This is a genomic window from Streptomyces hawaiiensis, from assembly GCF_004803895.1.
GTDB lineage: Bacteria > Actinomycetota > Actinomycetes > Streptomycetales > Streptomycetaceae > Streptomyces > Streptomyces hawaiiensis.
Window position 1 is genome coordinate 8314326 of sequence record NZ_CP021978.1, and the last position, 21148, is coordinate 8335473.

General features: G+C 70.6%; 21 protein-coding genes, 1 pseudogene and 1 riboswitch. Of the genes and pseudogenes, 11 read left to right on the forward strand and 11 right to left on the reverse strand.

The window, feature by feature from the left end; all coding sequences use genetic code 11:
- Positions 1–130: 130 nt before the first annotated feature.
- Complete coding sequence (locus tag CEB94_RS37705) at positions 131–790, forward strand: TetR/AcrR family transcriptional regulator (RefSeq protein WP_175436423.1); 660 nt, start codon at positions 131–133, stop codon at positions 788–790.
- A gap of 150 nt (positions 791–940) precedes the next feature.
- On the opposite strand, the gene CEB94_RS37710 is transcribed toward CEB94_RS37705, so the two are convergent.
- Together CEB94_RS37710 and ctaD are read right to left on the reverse strand one after the other, a co-directional pair.
- Positions 941–1291 carry a hypothetical protein gene (locus CEB94_RS37710; RefSeq protein ID WP_175436424.1) on the reverse strand — a complete coding sequence of 117 codons (351 nt, stop codon included), beginning with the start codon at positions 1289–1291 and terminating at the stop codon, positions 941–943.
- Positions 1288–2895 carry an aa3-type cytochrome oxidase subunit I gene (gene ctaD / locus CEB94_RS37715; RefSeq protein WP_175436425.1) on the reverse strand — a complete coding sequence of 536 codons (1608 nt, stop codon included), beginning with the start codon at positions 2893–2895 and terminating at the stop codon, positions 1288–1290. Before ctaD ends, CEB94_RS37710 begins: the two co-directional genes overlap by 4 nt.
- A 105-nt stretch (positions 2896–3000) precedes the next feature.
- Between ctaD and CEB94_RS37720 the strand changes: the two genes are divergently transcribed.
- A complete protein-coding gene (locus CEB94_RS37720) occupies positions 3001–3567 on the forward strand; it encodes an RNA polymerase sigma factor (RefSeq protein WP_175436426.1) in 567 nt (188 codons plus the stop codon).
- Positions 3560–4765, forward strand: a complete 1206-nt coding sequence (locus CEB94_RS37725; RefSeq protein WP_246112039.1) for a CU044_5270 family protein — start codon at positions 3560–3562, stop codon at positions 4763–4765. Before CEB94_RS37720 ends, CEB94_RS37725 begins: the two co-directional genes overlap by 8 nt.
- Here the strand turns inward: CEB94_RS37725 and CEB94_RS37730 are convergent.
- Together CEB94_RS37730 and CEB94_RS37735 are read right to left on the reverse strand one after the other, a co-directional pair.
- A pseudogene (locus CEB94_RS37730) lies at positions 4766–5062 on the reverse strand (bifunctional 5,10-methylene-tetrahydrofolate dehydrogenase/5,10-methylene-tetrahydrofolate cyclohydrolase); the annotation flags it as partial. It lies immediately after the preceding gene.
- A 6-nt stretch (positions 5063–5068) separates the two neighbouring features.
- Positions 5069–5153: riboswitch (ZMP/ZTP riboswitch) on the reverse strand.
- A 93-nt stretch (positions 5154–5246) separates the two neighbouring features.
- A complete protein-coding gene (locus CEB94_RS37735; RefSeq protein WP_175436427.1) occupies positions 5247–5612 on the reverse strand; it encodes a nuclear transport factor 2 family protein in 366 nt (121 codons plus the stop codon).
- A gap of 174 nt (positions 5613–5786) precedes the next feature.
- Here CEB94_RS37735 and CEB94_RS37740 point away from each other — a divergent pair, with 174 nt between their 5' ends.
- Complete coding sequence (locus tag CEB94_RS37740) at positions 5787–6074, forward strand: hypothetical protein (RefSeq protein WP_175436428.1); 288 nt, start codon at positions 5787–5789, stop codon at positions 6072–6074.
- A 56-nt stretch (positions 6075–6130) separates the two neighbouring features.
- Here the strand turns inward: CEB94_RS37740 and CEB94_RS37745 are convergent, their stop codons facing one another.
- Complete coding sequence (locus CEB94_RS37745; RefSeq protein ID WP_175436429.1) at positions 6131–7885, reverse strand: ABC transporter ATP-binding protein; 1755 nt, start codon at positions 7883–7885, stop codon at positions 6131–6133.
- Positions 7886–8047: 162 nt separating this feature from the next.
- Here CEB94_RS37745 and CEB94_RS37750 point away from each other — a divergent pair, with 162 nt between their 5' ends.
- The 4 genes from CEB94_RS37750 (at position 8048) to CEB94_RS37765 (ending at position 11647) form a co-directional block, all read left to right on the forward strand.
- Complete coding sequence (locus CEB94_RS37750; protein ID WP_175436430.1) at positions 8048–9136, forward strand: S-(hydroxymethyl)mycothiol dehydrogenase; 1089 nt, start codon at positions 8048–8050, stop codon at positions 9134–9136.
- Entirely contained in the window at positions 9136–9765 is a 630-nt protein-coding gene (locus CEB94_RS37755; RefSeq protein ID WP_175436431.1) for an MBL fold metallo-hydrolase, read from the forward strand. The genes CEB94_RS37750 and CEB94_RS37755 overlap by 1 nt, the downstream gene beginning before the upstream one ends.
- A gap of 90 nt (positions 9766–9855) precedes the next feature.
- Positions 9856–10770: an SDR family oxidoreductase gene (locus CEB94_RS37760; RefSeq protein ID WP_175436432.1), complete on the forward strand. Its 915-nt coding sequence runs from the start codon at positions 9856–9858 to the stop codon at positions 10768–10770.
- Between the two features lie 181 nt (positions 10771–10951).
- The gene (locus tag CEB94_RS37765) at positions 10952–11647 is read left to right on the forward strand and encodes a L,D-transpeptidase family protein (protein ID WP_175436433.1); all 696 of its coding nucleotides are present in this window, start codon (positions 10952–10954) and stop codon (positions 11645–11647) included.
- A 27-nt stretch (positions 11648–11674) separates the two neighbouring features.
- On the opposite strand, the gene CEB94_RS37770 is transcribed toward CEB94_RS37765, so the two are convergent.
- The 4 genes from CEB94_RS37770 to CEB94_RS37785 are packed head-to-tail and all read right to left on the reverse strand — an operon-like array spanning position 11675 to position 16150.
- A complete protein-coding gene (locus CEB94_RS37770; RefSeq protein WP_175437337.1) occupies positions 11675–12874 on the reverse strand; it encodes a Gfo/Idh/MocA family protein in 1200 nt (399 codons plus the stop codon).
- A 14-nt stretch (positions 12875–12888) separates the two neighbouring features.
- Positions 12889–14238, reverse strand: coding sequence for an ABC transporter substrate-binding protein (locus tag CEB94_RS37775; protein ID WP_175436434.1), 1350 nt, complete (start codon positions 14236–14238; stop codon positions 12889–12891).
- A gap of 10 nt (positions 14239–14248) precedes the next feature.
- On the reverse strand, positions 14249–15166 hold the full coding sequence (locus CEB94_RS37780; protein ID WP_175436435.1) for a carbohydrate ABC transporter permease: 918 nt from the start codon (positions 15164–15166) through the stop codon (positions 14249–14251).
- 18 nt (positions 15167–15184) lie between these two features.
- Positions 15185–16150, reverse strand: a complete 966-nt coding sequence (locus CEB94_RS37785) for a carbohydrate ABC transporter permease (protein ID WP_175436436.1) — start codon at positions 16148–16150, stop codon at positions 15185–15187.
- A gap of 171 nt (positions 16151–16321) precedes the next feature.
- On the opposite strand from CEB94_RS37785, the gene CEB94_RS37790 reads away from it, so the two are divergent.
- The 3 genes from CEB94_RS37790 (at position 16322) to CEB94_RS37800 (ending at position 18649) form a co-directional block, all read left to right on the forward strand.
- Positions 16322–17482: an ROK family transcriptional regulator gene (locus CEB94_RS37790; RefSeq protein ID WP_175436437.1), complete on the forward strand. Its 1161-nt coding sequence runs from the start codon at positions 16322–16324 to the stop codon at positions 17480–17482.
- 100 nt (positions 17483–17582) lie between these two features.
- Positions 17583–17768 carry a hypothetical protein gene (locus CEB94_RS37795; RefSeq protein ID WP_175436438.1) on the forward strand — a complete coding sequence of 62 codons (186 nt, stop codon included), beginning with the start codon at positions 17583–17585 and terminating at the stop codon, positions 17766–17768.
- A gap of 56 nt (positions 17769–17824) precedes the next feature.
- On the forward strand, positions 17825–18649 hold the full coding sequence (locus CEB94_RS37800; protein ID WP_175436439.1) for an EamA family transporter: 825 nt from the start codon (positions 17825–17827) through the stop codon (positions 18647–18649).
- A gap of 35 nt (positions 18650–18684) precedes the next feature.
- Here the strand turns inward: CEB94_RS37800 and CEB94_RS37805 are convergent, their stop codons facing one another.
- Both CEB94_RS37805 and CEB94_RS37810 read right to left on the reverse strand, forming a co-directional pair.
- On the reverse strand, positions 18685–20031 hold the full coding sequence (locus tag CEB94_RS37805; protein ID WP_175436440.1) for a S1 family peptidase: 1347 nt from the start codon (positions 20029–20031) through the stop codon (positions 18685–18687).
- A 120-nt stretch (positions 20032–20151) separates the two neighbouring features.
- Positions 20152–21141 carry a hypothetical protein gene (locus CEB94_RS37810; RefSeq protein WP_175436441.1) on the reverse strand — a complete coding sequence of 330 codons (990 nt, stop codon included), beginning with the start codon at positions 21139–21141 and terminating at the stop codon, positions 20152–20154.
- Positions 21142–21148: the final 7 nt, after the last annotated feature.

Sequence of the window (21148 nt, forward strand, 5' to 3'; positions counted from 1 at the left end):
CGGGTGGGGGTGAGGAATCTGAACACACGTGCTTTCAGAGTCAACTTACTGCAAAGTAAGGAAGGGGCCGCCTTCTCCACAAGACCGCGTGCACGACAAAATCAGTGTGCGATCGACGAAAGGAGAGCCGGTGCCGGGCAGACTCAGAGCACCGACCGGCCGCTACGGCGGCAAGACCGCCGAGGAGCGGCAGGCCGAGCGGCGCCGACGGTTCCTCGACGCCGCGCTCCAGCTGTTCGGTGACACCCCCGGCTTCCGCTCCACCACGGTCGCGGCCCTCAGCGAGACGGCCGGGCTGTCCACCCGCCAGTTCTACGAGGAGTTCCGCACCCTCGAGGACGTGCTCGCCGCGTTGCACCTCCAGGTCAACGGCTGGGCCGAGGCCGCGGTGCTGGAGGCGGCCGCGGGCGCGGCGGACCTGCCGCTCGTGGAACGCGCCACCGCCATCTTCCGCGCCTACGCCGGGAACGTCGCCGCCGATCCGCGCCGGATCCGCATCACCTTCGTCGAGATCATCGGCGTCAGCCCGCGCCTGGAGGAGCAGCGGCTCGCCCGCCGGGCCGGCTGGGTCGACCTCATCTGCGCCGAGGCCGACGCGGCGGCCGCACGCGGAGAGGCGGCGCCCCGCGACTACCGTCTCGCCGCGACGGGTTTCATCGGCAGTGTCAACGGCCTGCTGCACGACTGGAGCGCCGGCTGGGTGGACGCGACACTCGACGAGGTCGTCGACGAACTGGTCCGGCAGCTGCTGGGGATCCTGCGGCCGCCGGGATGGCGGCCGCAGGGGTGACGGCGGCCTCGCCGGAAGCGCGAAGCCCGGGACCCGCGTCCGCGCTCCCCGAGCCGCTGAAGGCCGCCGCAGAGAAGGCCGGTGACATGGCCACGGACCGGGCGGCCGCGCCGGTCCGAGCGAGGTGTCACCCGGACCGGTTCTGACCGGCTAGACCGACGCCCGCACCACAAGATCCGTCGCCGTCACCAGCGCCACCCCCAGCAGCAGTCCGGCCAGCAGCCGAGCGCGGAGCCTGCGGTACAACGCCTCGTACTCGCCCCGCAGTTCCTCCCCGCGCCGGGCCGTGCGCTGCCACGAGGCCCGGGCGAGGGCGAGATGCTCCGCCGCGAACTGCCGCTCCACCTCCGCCCGTTGCGCCTCCGGCAGCCAGTCGAGCCCGGCGGTGAAGCGGACGGCGGCCGTACGGGCCTCCTCACGCGCGGCGGCGGCGAGCAGATGCCCCTCGACCTCGTTGTGGAACGCCCGCAGGTCCCTGGGGAGCCCTTCCATGGCCGTCATCGCAGTGTCAGCTCCCGCTCTGCCGCCGCGATGGCGTCGTGGTGCAGGTCGAACGCCGGGGACTCGCTGCGGATCTTCGGCATGGTGATGAAGTTGTGCCGCGGCGGCGGGCAGGAGGTCGCCCACTCCAGGGAGCGGCCGTAGCCCCACGGGTCGTCCGCCGTGACCTTCTCGCCGTACTTCGCCGTCTTCCACACGTTGTAGAAGAACGGCAGCATCGACATGCCGAGCAGGAACGAGAAGACACTCGACACCGTGTTGAGGGTCGTCAGTCCCTCCACCGCCAGATAGTCGGGGATCCGCCGCTGCATGCCCTCGGCACCGAGCCAGTGCTGGACGAGGAACGTGCCGTGGAAGCCGATGAACAGCGTCCAGAAGGTGATCTTGCCGAGGCGCTCGTCCAGCATCTTGCCGGTGAACTTCGGCCACCAGAAGTGGAAGCCGGAGAACATCGCGAACACGACCGTCCCGAAGATCACGTAGTGGAAGTGCGCCACCACGAAGTACGAGTCCGAGACGTGGAAGTCGAGGGGCGGCGAGGCCAGCAGCACACCGGTGAGTCCGCCGAAGACGAAGGTGATCAGGAAGCCGGTCGCCCAGAGCATCGGTGTCTCGAAGGACAACGAGCCCTTCCACATCGTTCCGATCCAGTTGAAGAACTTCACGCCGGTCGGGACCGCGATGAGGAACGTCATGAAGGAGAAGAACGGCAGCAGCACACCGCCGGTGACGTACATGTGGTGGGCCCACACCGTCACGGACAGACCCGCGATCGCGATGGTCGCGCCGATCAGACCCGTGTAACCGAACATCGGCTTGCGGGAGAAGACCGGGATGACCTCGGAGATGATGCCGAAGAACGGCAACGCGATGATGTACACCTCTGGATGGCCGAAGAACCAGAAGAGGTGTTGCCACAGCAACGCCCCGCCGTTGGCGGAGTCGAAGATGTGCGCGCCGAACTTGCGGTCGGCCTCCAGCGCGAACAGGGCCGCGGCCAGCACCGGGAAGGCGAGCAGGACCAGGACACCGGTCAGCAGCACGTTCCACACGAAGATCGGCATGCGGAACATCGTCATGCCCGGGGCGCGCATGCAGATGATCGTGGTGATGAAGTTGACCGAGCCGAGGATGGTGCCGAAGCCGGAGAAGGCCAGACCCATGATCCACATGTCGGCGCCGATACCCGGGCTGCGGACCGCGTCCGAGAGCGGGCTGTAGGCGAACCAGCCGAAGTCGGCCGCGCCCTGCGGGGTGAGGAAGCCGCCCACCGCGATGAGCGAGCCGAACAGGTACAGCCAGTAGGCGAACATGTTCAGCCGCGGGAACGCCACGTCCGGCGCGCCGATCTGCAGCGGCATGATCCAGTTCGCGAAACCGGCGAACAGCGGCGTCGCGAACATCAGCAGCATGATCGTGCCGTGCATCGTGAACGCCTGGTTGAACTGCTCGTTCGACATGATCTGCAGACCAGGCCGGGCCAGCTCGGCGCGCATGAGCAGCGCCATCACGCCGCCGATGACGAAGAACGCGAACGACGTGACCAGGTACATCGTGCCGATCGTCTTGTGATCAGTGGTCGTCAGCCACTTGAGGTGCCTCATGCCCCGCCTGTGTCCGCGCCCCGTTCGGACGTCACACTTCACCGACGCGACGAGAATCACGAAACCGGGTGTGACGATCGAGAAGGTGCCGGACACGTACGGGACATGAGCAACGACGAGATCTTCGCCGCTGCCTACCGCGAGCACTACTGGGCGGTCAGCCGTTATGTCGCGCGTCGACTGGACGGGCGGGCCGGCGAGGTGGAGGAAGTGGTGGCGGAGGTGTTCACGGTCGCCTGGCGGCGCCGGGCCGACCTCCCGGCCGCCGCGCTGCCCTGGCTGTACGGCGTGGCACGCAACTGCCTGGCCAACGCGGTACGCGGCCACGGACGCCGCCGCCGGCTCGTCGACCGGCTCGGCAACGACCACACCGCGCACGGCCGGCACATCGCGGCGGGCCCCGAGGCCGACACGCCCGGCGGCTGGGTGCACGAGGCACTCGCCCGGCTCTCCGCCGCCGACCAGGAGGTGCTGCGCCTGACGGCCTGGGAGCAACTCGGTATCGAGGAGGTCGCCGTCGCCCTCGGCTGCGGCAGCCGGGCCGCCGCCATGCGGCTGCACCGCGCCCGGGGCCGCCTCAGAGCGGAGATCGACCGGATGCGTCCCGAGTCCCGGTACCCGATCGCTGAGCACTCCTGCATGACCGCCCCGAAGGAACACGGCCATGGCTGACGAACTCGAACTGCTGCGCGGCGCCGACCCGGTGCCGCCCGACGGCCCACACTTCGGCGACGGTCCTCTGGATCACAAGGCCGAGCTTCGCCTCGAGCGGCTGCTGCGGGACCCGGGGGACGGGCTTTCCGGGCGGATGCGGGACCCGGGGGACCGGCCCTCCTGGCGCCTGCGGGCTCGGCCGGGGTGGCTCTCCGGTCGTCCGCGGGACCGGCGGAGTCTCCTCTCCGGTCGTCGTCTGCGAGACCGGCGGCGCCTCTCCTCGGCCCGCCTGCGGGCTCGGCCGGGGTGGCCCTCCGGTCGTCTGCGGGACCGGCTGCCGCCCGGTTCCGGCCGGTTCCGGCCGTGGTCCCGATCGGTGTGGGGGTCCCGGCTGGCCTGGGGGCTGGTCGCCTCGGCCGTCGTCGCCGCCCTGACCCTCACCTTCGTGCTGAGCGGCCCGAGCACCACGTCCGCGGTCGCCGCGCCCCGCCCGCTGGTGATCGAGTCGGGCTCCACACCCGTACCGCTGGACCGGCTGGCCGACCGCGCCGCGGCCGAGGCTGCGGCCGACGGCGCGGCCCGGCTGCGCAAAGGCACGCACGTGCAGTCCTGGAGCCTGGGAATGTCGGACGACAAGCCCCCGATCACCCTGCCCGAGGAGCGCATCGTGCGCTGGCGGCCGGACGGCAGCCACACCGAACTCGTCGTGGCGACCGACCCGAGGCGCCCCGGCCGTCCGGTCCTCTCCGACGAGGACGGCGCACCGCGGCTCGTCGACGACCGTCACGTCCTCCTCGACCAGACCTACCCGCCCAGCTGGAGCGACGCCCCGCCCGAGTCGCCCCCGCCCCATGACCCGGCGCGGCTGCGCGCCTACCTGATGGAGGCTCAATCCATCGACACGCTGACCACGCCAGAGTTGCTGGACGCCACGGCGACGCTGCTGGACCACTGGACGCTCGGCGCGCGGGAGAGCGCGGTGCTGGCCCGGCTCCTGGCCGGCGCGGAGGGGCTGCGGCCGGCCGGCCAGGTGACCGACCGGCTGGGCCGACGCGGCCAGGCCTACGTGAACGACTCGCGCGGCGTTCGCCGCATGCTGATCATGGACCCGGCCACCGGCGCCGTCCTCGGGCTGGAGAGCACCCTCAGCAGCCCGGATCCCGAGTACGGCGTCGAAAAGGGCGCCGTCATGTCGTACAGCGCCTGGATGCGCTGATCACACCCCGGTGACACCGAGTTGCCGGGCGGCGGCCTCCACCGTCTGCTCCAGCAGCGTGGCGATGGTCATCGGACCGACGCCGCCCGGCACCGGTGTGATCAGCGAGGCCAGCTCCACGGCGGAGTCGAACTCGACGTCGCCGACGTTCCCCGCGTTGTACCCGGCGTCGATGACCACGGCGCCGGGCTTGATGTCCTGGCCGTGGACGAGGCGGGGCCTGCCCACCGCGGCCACCACGATGTCGGCCTCGCGCACGGCCGCCGACAGGTCCCGCGTGCGCGAGTGGCAGTAGCTGGTGTGCTGCTTCGCCCAGGCGCACGGCATCGACTTCCGCGGGGCCGCTCCCCGGTGGTGCTCCACCTCGGCGCCAGTCACGGCCCGGCCCCATCCTAGGTCGTGTCCGCGAGGTCCCGCCTGCCCTCCGGGCGAACGACGGGACCTCGCGGACACGACCTAACCGAGCACGGCAAGGCTCCCGCTACTCGTCCCAGGCCTGGACCAGGGTCTGTTCGGCGATCTTGCCGCCGCGCAGCGCGATCATGGACTCGGACAGGACGCGTACCCCGTCCGCGTACTCGCAGCTCTCGCTGTAGGCCGCCTCGTCGCCCTGGATGACGCACCGCTCCAGCTTGTGCGACATGTCGCGGCTGTAGACGTCGTCCAGCATCCGGCCGATCTCGTCCCGGCCGTGCAGGACCTTGGGGTGGCTGGGCTGGGTCGTGCGGTCCACGATGCGAAGCTCCGCGTCGTCGGCGTACAGGGAGAGCAGGATGTCCGGGGTCTGTCCTTCCACGCCCCGGCGCAGGGTCTCCCGGTCGAAGGCGGGGTCTGCCGCGGTTCCCATGATGACCTCCTTCGAAGGGCCGCGGCCCGACGGGAGCGGGCCGCGAAAGGCCTCTCCTGACGAGCGTCCTCCCGCCCGGCGGGGTCGGCAAACGCAGCCGGGGCACCGGGCCTGACGGGTGAGGGGCACCGCCCGCCCGTGTCCGCCGGGGGGCCCGCCCGCGTTGCGAAAGGCATGATCTCAACGCGGCGTATCGCCGCCGCCGTTGGTCTCGCCGCTGGGGTCACCGGCCTCGCCGCGCCGATGGCGAACGCGGCCGACGCGGAAGCGAAGAGCCCGCTCAGCCCGATGGCCACGCTCGACTCGCTGACCGTGAGCGACATCCCCGCCGAGCACAGGGACGAGATCCCGCGGCCCTCCTCGCAGCCGGCCGGGCTCAACCGCCTCAACGACCTCGACCAGCTGAACCATGTCGTCGGTCTGGGCTCCCCGGTCTTCGGCTTCGTTCCGAACGTCCGCTGACGCCGCGCGTGCGGGAGGTCCGACCGGATCCGGGCGGACCTCCCGCACGCCCGCGTTCAGTCCGCGGTGGCCAGGAACTGCGTCGCCGCCAGCTCCGCGTAGAGCGGATCGGCCGTCACGAGCTCACGGTGTGTGCCGACGGCCCGGACCCGGCCCGCGTCCATCACCACGATCCGGTCGGCCATCGTCACCGTGGACAGCCGGTGCGCCACGACGAGGACCGTGGTCGTCCGGGCCACGTCCGCGACGGTGTCGCGCAGCGCCGCCTCGTTCACCGCGTCCAGTTGCGAGGTCGCCTCGTCGAGCAGCAGCAGTCGGGGGCGGCGCAGCAGCGCGCGGGCGATGGCGACGCGCTGCCGCTCACCGCCGGACAGCTTGGTGCCGCGGTGCCCCACGAGCGTGTCGAGGCCGGCGGGCAGCCGGGAGATCAGGCCGTCGAGCCGGGTCGTCTTGAGCACCCGCGCGAGGGCGTCCTCGTCCGCCTCCGGATGGCCCAGCAGCAGGTTGTCCCGCAGTGAGCCCGACAGGACCGGCGCGTCCTGCTCGACGTAGCCGATCGCGGCGCGCAGCCGGGGCAGCTCCCAGTCGTGCAGGTCCCGCCCGTCCAGCGTGATCACACCGGTCTCGGGGTCGTAGAACCGCTCGATCAGGGAGAAGACGGTGGTCTTGCCGGCGCCGGAGGGGCCGACGAACGCCGTCATGCCCTGCGCGGGCACGGTGAACGTCACCCCGTGGTGGACGTAGGGCAGGTCGTCGGCGTAGCGGAAGCGGACGTCGTCGAAGGTGAGGGCGGCGGGCTGCGCGCCGGGGGAGGGCAGCGGTGCGGCCTCGGCGGCCGGCTCGGAGGGCAGGCGCAGCGCCTCCTCGATGCGGGTGAGGGCCGCGGCGCCCGTCTGGTACTGCGTGATGGCGCCGACGACCTGCTGTATCGGTGACATCAGGTAGAAGACGTACAGCAGGAACGCCACCAGGGTGCCCACGTCGACCGCGCCGGTCGCGACCCGCGCGCCGCCCACGGCGAGCACCGTGATGAAGGCGATCTGCATGGCCAGCCCCGCCGTGTTGCCCGCGGCCGCCGACCACTTGGCGGCCCGCACGCTCTGCCGCCACGACTCCTCGGCCGCCTCGTGCAGCGTCCGCTCCTCGCGGTGCTCCGCACCGGACGCCTTCACGGTGCGCAGGGCGCCGAGGATCCGCTCCAGCGAGGCACCCATGACGCCCACCGCGCTCTGCGCCTGCCGGCTCGCCTGGTTGATGCGCGGCACGATCACCCCGAGGACCACGCCCGCGCCCAGGATCACGGCGAGGGTGACGCCGAGCAGCACGGCGTCCACGAAACCCATCATCACCACCGTGGCGACGAGGGTGAGCCCGCCCGTGCCCAGGCCGACCAGCGAGTCGGTGGTGACCGCGCGCAGCAGGGTCGTGTCGGAGGTGATGCGGGCCATCAGGTCCCCGGGTTCGCTGCGGTCCACGGCCGGTATGCGCAGCCGCAGCAGATACGACGACAGGGCGCGCCGCGCGCCGAGCACCACCGACTCGGCGGTGCGGGTCAGCACGTACGAACCCAGCGCGCCCAGCGCCGCGTTGGCCACGACCAGGGCCGACATGGCGAGCAGGGCGCCGGTGATGGCCCGGTCGTGCGACAGGTCGTCGATCAGGCCCCGCGCGACCAGCGGCAGCAGCAGCCCGGTCGCCCCGGTGACCAGCGAGAGCAGCGCGCCGGCGAACAGGGACCAGCGGTGCGGCCGTACGTATCCGAGGAGCTGCCGCCACGCGGGTGTGGCGGTCTCGGTCTCTGCGATGCTCACGGCGCTCCCTCGGCGTCGGCGGAGCGTTCAGGCTATGTCGCCGCCGAACCGCGCGGCCTGCCCTTTCCGCACAGCGGAGGGTGGCCGATCCGCACCCCTTACCGATCAGTCGCGCGTAGGGTCGGGAAGGAACGGACCCCGGCCGACGAAGGAGTCAGCACCATGGCCCAGGAAGTACGCGGCGTGATCGCCCCAGGCAAGGACGAGCCGGTGCGGATCGAAACGGTCGTGGTGCCCGACCCCGGCCCGGGCGAGGCCGTGGTGCGGGTGCAGGCCTGCGGGGTCTGCCACACCGACCTGCACTACAAGCAGGGCGGCATCAACGACGAGTTCCCGTTCCTGCTGGGCCACGAGGCCGCGGGTGTGGTCGAGGCCGTCGGCGCCGGCGTCACCGACGTCGAGCCGGGTGACTTCGTCATCCTCAACTGGCGTGCGGTGTGCGGGAAGTGCCGGGCCTGTCTGCGCGGGCGGCCCTGGTACTGCTTCGACACCCACAATGCCCGGCAGAAGATGACCCTCGCCTCGACCGGCCAGGAGCTGTCGCCGGCTCTCGGTATCGGGGCTTTCGCGGAGAAGACGCTGGTCGCGGCCGGGCAGTGCACCAAGGTCGACCCCGGCGTCGCCCCGCAGGTGGCCGGGCTGCTGGGCTGCGGTGTGATGGCCGGCATCGGCGCCGCGATCAACACCGGGAACGTCGGCCGGGGCGACTCGGTCGCCGTCATCGGCTGCGGCGGTGTCGGCGACGCGGCCATCGCCGGTTCGCAGCTGGCCGGGGCGGCGACGATCATCGCCGTCGACATCGACGACCGCAAGCTGGAGACCGCCCGCTCCATGGGCGCCACCCACACCGTCAACTCGCGCGAGAACGACCCGGTCGAGGCGATCCGCGAGCTCACCGGCGGCTTCGGCGCGGACGTCGTCATCGAGGCCGTCGGCCGCCCGGAGACGTACAAGCAGGCTTTCTACGCCCGTGACCTCGCCGGCACGGTCGTCCTGGTCGGCGTCCCCACGCCCGAGATGAAGCTCGAACTGCCGCTGCTCGACGTCTTCGGCCGCGGCGGAGCCCTGAAGTCCAGCTGGTACGGCGACTGCCTGCCCTCCCGCGACTTCCCCATGCTGATCGACCTGCATCTGCAGGGGCGTCTGGACCTCGGCGCGTTCGTGACCGAGACGATCCGGCTCGACGAGGTGGAGAAGGCGTTCGAGCGGATGCACCAGGGCGACGTGCTGCGCTCGGTGGTGGTGCTGTGATGACGACCCGCATCGAACACCTTGTCACCTCCGGGCAGTTCAGCCTCGACGGCGGCACCTGGGACGTCGACAACAACGTGTGGATCGTCGGCGACGACCACGAGGCGATCGTCATCGACGCCGCCCACGACGCCGACGCCATCGCCGAGGCCGTCGGGAACCGCCGGCTCACGGCGATCGTGTGCACGCACGCCCACAACGACCACATCGACGCCGCCCCCGCCCTCGCCGAGCGCACCGGCGCCACCATCTGGCTGCACCACGACGACCTGCCGCTGTGGAAGCAGACCCACCCGGACCGCGAGCCCGACGCCTGGCTGGTCGACGGGCAGGTCCTGGAGGCAGGCGGCGCCGACCTGCGCGTGCTGCACACCCCAGGGCACGCGCCCGGCGCGGTCTGCCTCTACGACCCCGGGCTGGGCACCGTCTTCACCGGCGACACCCTCTTCCAGGGCGGGCCCGGCGCCACCGGCCGCTCCTTCTCGCACTTCCCGACGATCATCGACTCGATCCGCGACCGGCTGCTCACCCTGCCGCCCGATACGACGGTCCGCACCGGCCACGGCGACTCCACCACCATCGGCGCGGAGGCCCCGCGGCTGGAGGAATGGATCGCCCGGGGCCACTGACCGCGTGTCGCCTGTAAAAGGCGACAGAAGATGTCCGGCTTACCCGTCACAGTGAAGGCGACAAGCAGCCACGGTCACGGGAGGTCGGACATGTCAGCTCCGTTGCAGGACAAGGTCGCACTGGTCGCCGGTGCGACCCGGGGCGCCGGACGGGGAATCGCCGTGGAACTCGGCGCGGCCGGCGCCACGGTCTACGTCACCGGCCGCAGCACCCGCGCCCGCCGCTCGGAGTACGACCGGCCGGAGACCATCGAGGACACCGCCGATTTGGTCACCGCGGCCGGCGGCCGGGGCGTCGCCGTCCCCACCGACCACCTCGACCCGGCGCAGGTCCGCGCTCTGGTGGACCGGATCGCGGACGAGCAGGGCCGCCTCGACGTCCTGGTCAACGACATCTGGGGCGGCGAGAAACTCTTCGAGTGGGACACCCCGCTGTGGGAGCACGACCTCGACAAGGGCCTGCGCCTGCTCAGGCTCGCCGTCGAGACGCACGCCGTCACCAGCCACCACGCCCTGCCCCTGCTGCTGCGCAACCCCGGCGGCCTGGTCGTCGAGGTCACCGACGGCACCGCCGACTACAACGCCGACAACTACCGCGTGAACTTCTTCTACGACCTCGCCAAGACCTCCGTGCTGCGCATGGCCTTCGCCCTCGGCCACGAACTCGGCCCGCGCGGCGCCACCGCCGTCGCCCTCACTCCCGGCTGGCTGCGGTCGGAGCTGATGCTGGACGGCTACGGGGTACGGGAGGAGAACTGGCGCGACGCCCTGGAAAGCGTCCCCCACTTCGCCATCTCGGAGACCCCGCACTACGTGGGCCGGGCGGTGGCCGCACTCGCCGCCGACACGGACGTGGCGCGCTGGAACGGCCGGTCCCTCTCCAGCGGCGGCCTCGCCCAGGAGTACGGCTTCACCGACGTCGACGGCAGCCGCCCGGACGCCTGGCGCTACCTCGTGGAGGTTCAGGACATGGGCAAGCCGGCGGACACGACCGGCTACCGCTGACCCTGGCGGCCCGGAAGCCTGATCTCTGCAATCAACCGCTATGCACCGAAATGCGCACCCCGTGTCGGTGGGGTATGTCACTGTTCCGTCGCAGCGCGGCCGACCGCACAACCGGAACCGGCCTCCGTCCGTCTAGCTGGCAGACATCACAGACCCACTTCCGCGAAAGGGCTGACCAGCCATGGGGGACGTACGCAGACGGAGTGCCGTCGTATTGGGGATCACCGGCCTGGTGGCACCGCTCACGCTCGCACTCGGGGCCGCACCGGCCCAGGCCGCGAGCTGCACCACGCAGGCCGGCCCGTACCAGAAGAAGGTCGAGAAGTTCCTCGGCCGTCCGGTCGACGGCAAGCAGTCCGCCGCCGACTGCAAGGCCATCCGCGCCTTCCAGACCAAGCACGGCATCTCCCCGAACATCGGCTACGCCGGTTCCGTCACCTGGGGGGTGATGGACCTGATGCAGAAGCAGAAGGCCGTCGGGAAGAACCCCAACAAGGACGGCAAGTGCCCGGTGAACAAGGGCCGGATCGCCTGCGTGAACCTGACCCTCCAGCTGAGCTGGATCCAGGACGGCAAGAAGCTCGTCTACGGCCCGGTCCCGGTCCGCACCGGCCGCAACGGGGACGAGACCCGCACCGGTCTGAAGAAGATCTACTGGCGCAACATCGACCACGTCTCGTCCATCTACGACGTGCCGATGCCCTACGCCCAGTTCTTCGACGGCGGCCAGGCGTTCCACTCGGCCGGCGTCAGCATGTGGAACCCGCCGGGCTCGCGCGGCTGCGTCAACATGACCAAGACCGACGCCAAGAAGTACTGGTCGCTGCTGAAGAAGAACGACGACGTCTTCGTGTACGGCCGCAAGCCGGGCACCTGATCCAGGAACCCGGCTCGCGCACAGCCCCTACTGGGGCGCGTCCCCGAAGTCCGGGATCTCCAGCCTGGCCCCGCCCTGCCGCGCGGACTCGTGCGCGATGATCCCCGGCAGGGTGTAGCGGGCGGCCACCCACGCGTTCACCGACGGCAGCGTGCGGTTGTTGACGGCGGTCACGAAGTCGTCCACCAGGAAGTGGTGGCTGCCCTCGTGGCCGTTGTGCAGATGGTCGAACTCCCTCGGCAGCCGCGCACGGTCGTGCACGGGCGCCGACCCGGAGGTGAAGGCGGCCCGCAGCTCCGGCGCGATGTGCTGGAGTGACGGATCGTCAGGGGACATGGTGGGCTTGGGCTCCAGCAGTTCGCTGATGTCCTGCACCCCCTGCTTGTCCTGCCACAGGGCGACCGTGGCGAGCTGCTCCATGCTGGCCTCGGTGCCGAAGAAGCGGAAGCGCGACTCCCGTATGTGAGAGGGGTAGCCGACCCGCCGGAACTCGTTCGTACGGAACGACCCGCCGCCCGCCACCTCGAACAGGGCGGTGGCGTTGGAGACGTCGTTGTCGAACTGGCTGACGTCCTTGTCGAAGACGCCGTCGCCCCGGTCGTCGACGACACCGATCGCCGACACGCTCACCGCGTGTGTCTTCCAGGCGCCGAGCACCCCGCCGACCGCGTGCGTCGGGTACAGCAGCGGGGGATAGCTGGCGGTCGCTTTCCAGTTCTCGCCGCCGCTGTACTGATAGGCGTCGTAGAACCCCAGGTCCATGTCGTGGACGTAGTCGCCCTCGGCGTAGAAGAGCCGCCCGAAGGCGCCCTCGGCGATCTGGTTGCGGGCGTGGACCGTGGCCGGGTTGTACTCGCTGGTCTCGCCCATCATGTACGTCAGTCCGGTGGCCTTGACCGCGTCGATGATCGCCGCGATCTCGTCCGTGCTGATGGCCATGGGGACGGCGGAGTACACGTGCTTGCCGGCGTTGAGACCCTGGAGGACCAGCGGCCCGTGCGTCCAGCGCTGGGTGAAGATCGCGACCGCGTCGACGTCCTCCGACTCCAGCATGGCCTGGTAGGACGGGAAGGTGCCCGCCAGCCCCTGGGCGGAGGCGAGTTGGCCGGCCCGCTCGGGGAGCAGGTCGGTGACGTAGACGTCGCTGACGCCGGGATGGGCCTGGAACAGGGTGGCGAACTGGCCCGAGAACTGTCCGGCGCCGACGATGCCGATGGAGAAGGTCATGGAGCGCGTGCCCTTCACTGGGAGAGGATGAGGTTGATCTGGTCGTTGGTCTGATCGAGGCTGCTCACGGGCTTTCCGTTGCCGTAGATGTCCTCCATGGCAGGGGACATGAGGGCCGTCATGTCCGCCGAGTAGCTGGCGATCGGATAGGAGAAGGTCCGGAAGCGCTTCTTGTCGGCCAGGGGTTCGGTGAACGCCGAGACGTCGATGCCCTTCTTCCGGTAGGCGGCGACGGCCGCCTCGGTCCCGGCCGGAGTGGCGGGGAAGACCACCCCGGACCTGCCGACGACGGTCTGGCACCGGTCCGAGGCCAGGTAGGCCACCCACTTGCGGGCGCCCGCCTTGTTCTTGGCGGCCTTGGTGATGGAGTCGGCGAGACCGTTCATCATCGTGGCGCGCTTGCCGGTCGGGCCGGCCGGCGTCAGGGCGGTCTTGATGTCCTTGCCCTTGAAACCGGCGTACGTGGAGATCATCCAGGCCCCGTCGAACGCGGTGGCCGCCTTGCCCGCCGCGACCTGGGTGTTCGCTTGGTTGGACTGGACGTTGTAGTCGGACAGCGGCGGCATGTAGCCCTTCTTCGCCAGGCCGAAGTACCACTGGATGACCGACTGGAAGGTCTTGCTGTCGTACTGGTACTTCGTGCCCCAGCGCGGCTTGTCGAGGTAGCTCCAGCCGGCGGAGGCGGCGAAGTTGCTCCACTGGGTCTGGCCGTCGCCGAAGCCGCCGCCGTTGCTGGCCATCCCGTAGACCTTGACGTTGTTCTTGTCGAAGCCCGGTTCGTCGCCCCGCTTGCCGTTCCTGTCGATCGTAAGGTGGGCGATGGTCTTCTCGAAGGTGCCGCCGTCCTCCGGGTTCCAGGAGAGGCCGTTCAGCTGCTCGGCGGTGAGGCCGGCGTCCTCCGTCATCTTCGAGTTGTAGAACAGCGCGACCGTGTCCCAGTCCTTCGGAGCGCCGTAGCGGTGGCCGTCCTTTCCGATCCAGTTGGCAGCGAGGCCCGGCTGGTAGTCGGAGTTCTCGATGCCGAGGTCGTCGAGCGGTTCGAGGACCTTGAGGTCGGCGAACTGGCCGAAGTTCTGGATGTGGTCGGTGAACACGTCCGGCTGGGTGCCCGCGATGAACCCCGCGGTGAGCTTGGTCCAGTAGTCGGACCAGCCCAGCTGCGTGATCTTCACCTTCAGTCCGGGGTTCTCCTTCTCGAACCCTTTCGCGCAGGCCTGGTAGGCGGGGAGCTGGTTGGCGTCCCACAGCCAGTACGTGACGGTGTTCGCGGAGGAACCGGCGGCGCCTCCTGAGGCGCATCCGCTGACCAGGGACAGCGCCAGCGCTCCGGTCGCCGCGACGAGCGGACGAAATCGAATTCGCATCACAGTCCCCTTACTTGATCCCGGTGAAGCCGATGGAGCTGACGATGCGGCGGGCGAAGCAGGCGAACAGCACCAGCATCGGCAGCGCGGCGATCAGCGTCGCTGCCATGAGCCCGGACCAGTCGACGCCGGTCGCCGGGGTCTGCGCCCGGAAGACCGCCAGCGCCACGGTCAGCACGCGTGAGCTGTCGCTGTAGGAGACCATCAGCGGCCAGAAGTAGTCGTTCCAGGAGGTGATGTACGTCAGCACGGCCAGCGTGATGATCGGCGTGGACGCCATCGGCAGGACCACCCGGAAGAAGATCTTGATCTTCCCGGCGCCGTCGAGCAGCGCGGCCTCCTCGACCTCCTTGGGGATGTTCATGAAGAACTGCCGCAGGAAGAACACCGCGAACGGGGTCATGAACAGGCTGGGCAGCGCGATGCCGAGGAGGGTGTCCACCAGGTGCAGCTGCTTGATGAGCACGAAGTTCGGCAGCAGCGTGAAGATGGTCGGCACCATCATCCCGGCCAGGAACAGCCCGAACACCTTGTCCCGGCCCCGCCAGCGCAGCCGGGAGAAGGCGTACGCGGCCATCGCGGAGAAGAAGATCTGACAGCCGGTGATCAGGGTCGAGACGAGCAACGAGTTGAGCAGATAACGCCAGAAGTCCAGCCCGCCGCCCGCGCCGCCCTGCGCGATCGCCTCCTCGGACGACTGAAGGCCCAGAGCTCGTTCGAAGCCGCTGGTGGTGAGGTCCACCGGCAGGGGGTTGGTGGGGTCGGCGCTCAGGCCCGCGTTGGTGGAGAGCGCGGTGCGCAGGATCCAGTAGAACGGCAGCAGGGTGATGAGGAGGATCAGTCCCATCACGGTCCAGGCGGCGGCCCGCCCGAAGGGGAACCTGCGCCGCACCGGTCGTAGGGTCGTGGTGGTCGTCACGGCAGCCATGGCGGTGTCTCCCTTCCGTCAGCCGAGGTCGGTCCGGCCGGCCCGGGTGAGCCGGTACTGGAGGATGGTGATCGCGCTCAGCACGACCAGGAGGGCGACGGACATGGCCGAGGCGTAGCCGAACTGGAAGCGGCCGAAGGCCGAGCCGTAGATGTAGTACTGCAGGACGTTGGTCGCGTTGGCCGGACCGCCCGCGGTGGTCACGGCCACGGTGTCGAACACCTGGAACGACCCGATCACGGTCATGATCAGCACGACCGCGAGCACCGGACGCAGCAGCGGCATGGTGATCCGCCAGAACATCCGCCACTCGCTCGCGCCGTCCACCCGGGCCGCCTCGTACATGTCGTTGGGGATGGCCTGCAGACCGGCGAACAGGAGCAGGGCGGTGTAGCCCACATGCCGCCACACGTTGATGAGTGCGATCGTCGGGATCGCCCAGGTCTCGTCGGCGAGGAACGGGATGCGGTCCACGCCGAGGCCGCTGATGATCTCGTTGCCGATGCCGAGCTGGGTGTCGAGGATCCAGAGCCAGACGAGACCGGCCACGACGTTCGACATCAAATACGGTGTCAGCACGATCCCGCGCAGCATCGCCGACTGGGTCAGCCGCTGGAGCATGACGGCGATGGCGAGCGCCGCGACCGTCTGGACGCCGATGTTGATGACGACGTACTCGACGGTGACCCACAGGGAGTCCCAGAAGATGGGGTCGTTGACCATGCGGACGTAGTTGTCCAGGCCCACCCACTCCGCCGGCGTCAGCAGGTTGAAGCGGGTGAAGCTCAGATAGATGCCCCGCAGGGTCGGCCAGAGCAGGAAGACCAGGAAACCGAGCAGTGCCGGCGCGATGAAGAGCGCGGCCAGCCGACCGTCCCCCCGGTCCTCGCCGGACACCCCTTGTCGCGTCCCGGTCCTGCTGCGGGCCTCCGCCGCGCCGCCCGTGGGCAGACGTGAGGGAGGACTGCTGGAGGCGATGGTCATCGGGAGACTCCCTCGCTGCGGCGGCTCGTCCTCTGGCGGGACTTACTTTTGGCGCGAAACAATTGCTGCGTCAAGAGGCCTGCAAACATCTTTTCGCAGGAACCGACATCGACCTAGAGTGGTCATGTTGATTTCAGTGTGAAAAAAATGGGTGAGGGGAGTCGCATCTTCATGACCGAAGGCACCGCCGGCTGGCTGCCGCTGAGCCCGGGGGAGCGGTCCGTGGCGATCGAAGTCCTCGTCCACGGCCCGCTGTCGCGCACGGAACTCGCCCGCAGGCTGGGTCTGTCGGCCGGCAGCCTCACCCGGCTGACCAAGCCGCTGATCGAGTCGGGCCTGCTGGTCGAGGTGCCCGAGGCGGGCGCGCCCGCGGAGACGCGCCAGGGCCGCCCCTCCCAGCCGCTGGACGTGGTCGCCGACTCGGGGTTCTTCCTCGGCTTCAAGATCACCGAGGACGCGGTCTACGGCGTCGTCACCACCCTGCGCAGCCACATCGTCGCCCGCCACGACCGCCCGCTCACCACCCATGACCCTGCCGAAGTCGCCGACGTGCTGGCCGGGATGACCGCCGAACTGGCAGGCGGCCACCCCCGGCTCACCGGGATCGGCATCGGGGTCGGCGGCTTCGTCCAGGACCGTGCGGTGGTCGGCGAGTCACCCTTCCTGCTGTGGCGGGGCGTCCCCCTGGCCGACCTGGTCGAGGAGCGCACCGGGCTGCCGGTGGTCGTCGAGAACGATGTCGCCGCCCTGGTCGAGGCCGAGACCTGGTTCGGCGCCGGACGCGGCCTGGACCGCTTCGTCGTCCTCACCATCGGCGCCGGCCTCGGCTACGGGCTCGTCCTGGGGGGCAAGCGGGTGCCTTTCGCTGAGGAGGACCGCGGCTTCGGAAGGCACTGGATCGTCGATACCAACGGGCCGCTCACCCCGGACGGCAGGCGTGGCAGCGCCGTCTCGCTGCTGACCATCCCCAGCATCCGCTACCAGATCCGGGCCGCCACCGGCCGCGACCGCACGTACGAGGAGATCCTCGCGCGTGCCGCCGCCGGGGACCCCATGGCGGCCCGGGTCGTCGACGAGGCGGCACGCGCGCTCGGCACGCTCCTCGCCCAGATCTCCAACTTCGTGATGCCCCAGAAGATCCTGCTCGCCGGGGAGGGGGTCGGACTGATGGACGTGGCCGGCGAGACGGTGGAGGAGACCGTCCGCGAGCACCGGCATCCCCTGGCCGCCCCGGTCGGCCTGGAGACGAAGGTGTCCGATTTTCACGACTGGGCACGCGGCGCGGCCGTGTTGGCCATCAAGGTGCTGGTCCTGGGATCGGCCGAAGTGTGAACAGCCTCACGTTTACCGGGAGATGGACGTGATCAGCAACACTGTCCGGAATGCCCCTTTAGCTCGTGATTACTCACATCGCCTTCACCTACAGCGCCGTATGCTTCACAGCATGTCCACCACTGTTGAAACCTCATCCGAGCGATCGGCTGACGAGGTCAACGAGGAGATCCGCGCGCTGTGGCGCCGGTCGGGCGGGACACTGAGCGTCGAGCAGCGCGAGGAGTACCAGCGGCTCGTCCTGGAGTGGGCCGCCGCGGCCCCGCAGCCGGAGCCCGCGGCCTGACCTTCGTCCCGGCCCGCTGACGCATCGGACCCTCGTCGAGGGGCACCCCTGATCCAATGGGTGCCCTTCTCGCACTTTCCTCGGCCGTCGTCTACGGCATCGTCGACTTCGCCGGCGGTCTGCTGTCCCGGCGCGCGCATCACACCGCTGTCACCTTCCTCGGCCAGCTCGGCGGGCTGCTGCTCGCCTGCGCCGCAGCCCTCCTCCTGCCCGCCGACGCCGTCCATCGCGCCGACCTGCTCTGGGGCGCGCTGTCCGGCGTCGGCAGCGGCACGGCCATGTGGTTCCTCAACCGCGGGCTGAGCAGAGGGGACATGAGTGTCGTGGTGCCGGTGAGCGCCGTCACCGGTGTCGCGCTGTCGGTGCTGTGCGGGGTCCTCGTCCTCGGCGACCGTCCGGGCGCCGTCGCCTGGCTGGGCATCGCCGTCACGGTCCCCGCCCTGTGGTTCGTCGCCGGGGGCAGGGGCGGTGCCGGGAAGGGAACGGCGGACGGACTGATCGCCAGCCTGGGCGTCGCCGTGCAGTACCTCGCCCTCGGCCAGGCCGGGCCCGGGAGCGGGCTGTGGCCCGTCGCCGCGGGCCGGGTCGCCGCGGTCCTCGTCCTCCTGCCGGACGCCGCACGTCACGCCCGCCGGCTGAGGCTGCCGCCGGTGCGCTGCGCCCAGGCCGTGCTCATAGGGGCAGGCGCGGCCCTCGGCCTCGTGCTGTATCTGCTCGCCGCCCAGCGGCAGTTGCTGGCCGTGGCCGTGGTCCTGGCCTCCCTCTATCCGGCCCTCCCCGTGGTGCTGGGCCTCGTCCTGCTGCACGAGCGGATCAGCCGCCGTCAGGCGCTGGGGCTGCTGGGGGCCGGGATCGCGACCGTGCTGCTCACCCTGGGCTGACGGGAACACCCGGGACGGCCGGCCGCCGAACAGCGTCAGCTCCAAGTGGCCGAGTAGTACTGCCGATACGCCTTGCGGTCCTGCTCCGCGCGGATCCACCGGGTCGCGACCAGGGCGACGAGGCTGCCCGCGATGACGAGCATGCCGGGGCCGACATTGCGCGGGTCGGTGAGGCGGCTCAGCAGCGTCGACACGTCCGTGCCCGTGATCGGCGCCGACGAGCCCGGCGAGGCGGGGTCCTGCGAGGCCGACGGCGCGGGTGCGGCGCCCGTGCCCCCGGCCGACTTGGCCACGATCAGCTTGACCCCCAGCTCGGTCAGCGCCTTCGTCACCGGCTGGAAGAACGTCGTGCCACCCGCCTTGCAGTCCCCGCTGCCGCCCGACGTCAGGCCGAGCGCGACACCGTCGGCGAACATCGGGCCCCCGCTGTCGCCCGGTTCGGCGCACACGTTCGTCTCGATGAGGCCGCTGACCGTGCCCTCGGGGTAGTTGACCGTCGCGTTGAGCGCGGTCACCTCTCCCTCGCGCAGACCGCTGGTGCTGCCGCTGCGGAAGATCTTCTGCCCGACCTCCGCATCGGCGACGCCCGTGATCCGCACGCCCTTGCCGTCACCGACCGCCACGACGTCCGCGCCCTTGCCCGCACGGCCGCCGTCGTACTTCACCAGGGAGTAGTCGTCGCCGGGAAAGCTGCCCCTGAGCGAGGTGCCGACCTGCTCCCGGCCCCGGTCGTCGGTGAACCAGACGGAACCGTCCGGCCCGCAGTGCCCGGCCGTGAGGATGAAGTCGCTCTTCCCGTCGGTCACGTTGAACCCCGCCGAACAGCGCCCGGCGGTCGACAGGATGGGCTGCGCGCCGTTGACCCGTGTCGTGAAGGTGCCCTCGGTGCGCTCCATGCGCACGAAGGAGCCGATGCCCTGGGCGACCTCGGTCATCCGGGACCAGTCGGAGGCGGAGACGGTGCTGTCACCCCGTACCACCACCCGGTTGCTCTTGTAGTCCAGGGCCCACGAGGTTCCGGAGACCCGGGGTGCCGAACGCAACGTCGCCGCAGCGGACTTGAGGTCGCTCATGCTGTGGCTGACCATCTTGGCCCGCGCGCCGGCGCGCTTCACCTCGGCGGCCGCCTTCTCGTCGGTGACCGCGACAACCGGCCGCCCGGCCGGGTCGACCCAACTGCCCGCCGTGCGGGAGTTCCCGAGCCGGGACACGAGGTCGGTGCCCTCACCGGTCGCCGGCGGCGCGGTGAACGGCACGCCGATGGACGGAGCAGCAGGCTCGCTCGCCACGGCGTTGGTGACCATCGTTCCTCCGAGGAGGAGTCCGCCGACGGCCGCCAGCCGTGTCACTCGCCGGACGACCCGTCGTCGTGCGTGCCTCATGCATGGCTCCCGAACCCGAACATCACGGTGAACACCGCGGGGCCCTCCTTGAGTTGAGTGCCCTTCATCCATACGGGACGCAGCCGTGCCGCGTTCAGCGCACCGGTGATCTCTTGCGCGTCACCCGGCGACCAGGGCCGAGAGCAGGGCCCCGCTGCGCGCGTCGCCCCACACCGAGTCCGGATCGACGTAGGGCCGCAGCAGGGCGGTGAGCGCCGGGTCCCCGCGGCCGTTCAGCTCGTCGGAGGCGATTCTGCGGGCGATCCCGGCGAGGAAGTCCGCCACCTGCACCCGCTCGTCGTCACGCGCGACGACGAGCCGCAGCCCGGCCAGGCCGATCCCGGCCCGCCGGGCCGTCCCCTCGATCCACGCGATGCGGTCCGGCGTCAGCATGTTCTGCCGGTCGTGCACGAGGTGGACCGGCCGTCCGTCCCCGTTCCAGAGCGCCGCCGTCCGCACGATCGCCGGGAGCAGCGGGTTGAGCAGGGGGATCAGGGGCGGCCCGGCCAGGAACCCGTGGCGGTAGGACACCGCGCGGGCCCGGGTCGCGGCCAGCCGCTCCAGGATCCCCGCCGCGTCGGTCCTCGGACGCGCCCGGCGCAGGGCGTCGACCGTGCCGTAGAAGGCCTCCACCGGGTCCCCGTCGTGGCGCACCCGCAGCAGTCGGTTGGCCGCCTCCAGGAACGCCCGCCAGCCGTCCTCCCCGAAGGCAGGGCGCCCCGCGCGGAACAGGACGGCCGCCTCGGCCGGGTCGTCGAGCAGCAGGCCGACGGTCCGGTCCACCACGAAGAACGTCTTCTCCATGAGGTGCACCCGCGCCTGACCGTGGATCGGTCCCTCCGGCGCGAGCAGCCACTCCAGCACCGCGCGGTGCTTCTCCCGCAACAGGTGGTTCGCCTTGTACTCCTCGGCCGGTGACCGGATCCGGTCCCGGATCTCCCGTACCGCCGCCGCGGCCGACGCCGTGGACAGCGAGACGCCGGCGTGCGCGAACACGTCCGTGTTCCCGCCGGTGAGATTCTCACCGTCCGACCCCGACTCGTCACAGGCGATCTCCAGGAACGCGCCCGCCGCCCCGCCCCGCTCCCCGTCCGCAAGATTCCCGCTCACCGCACAG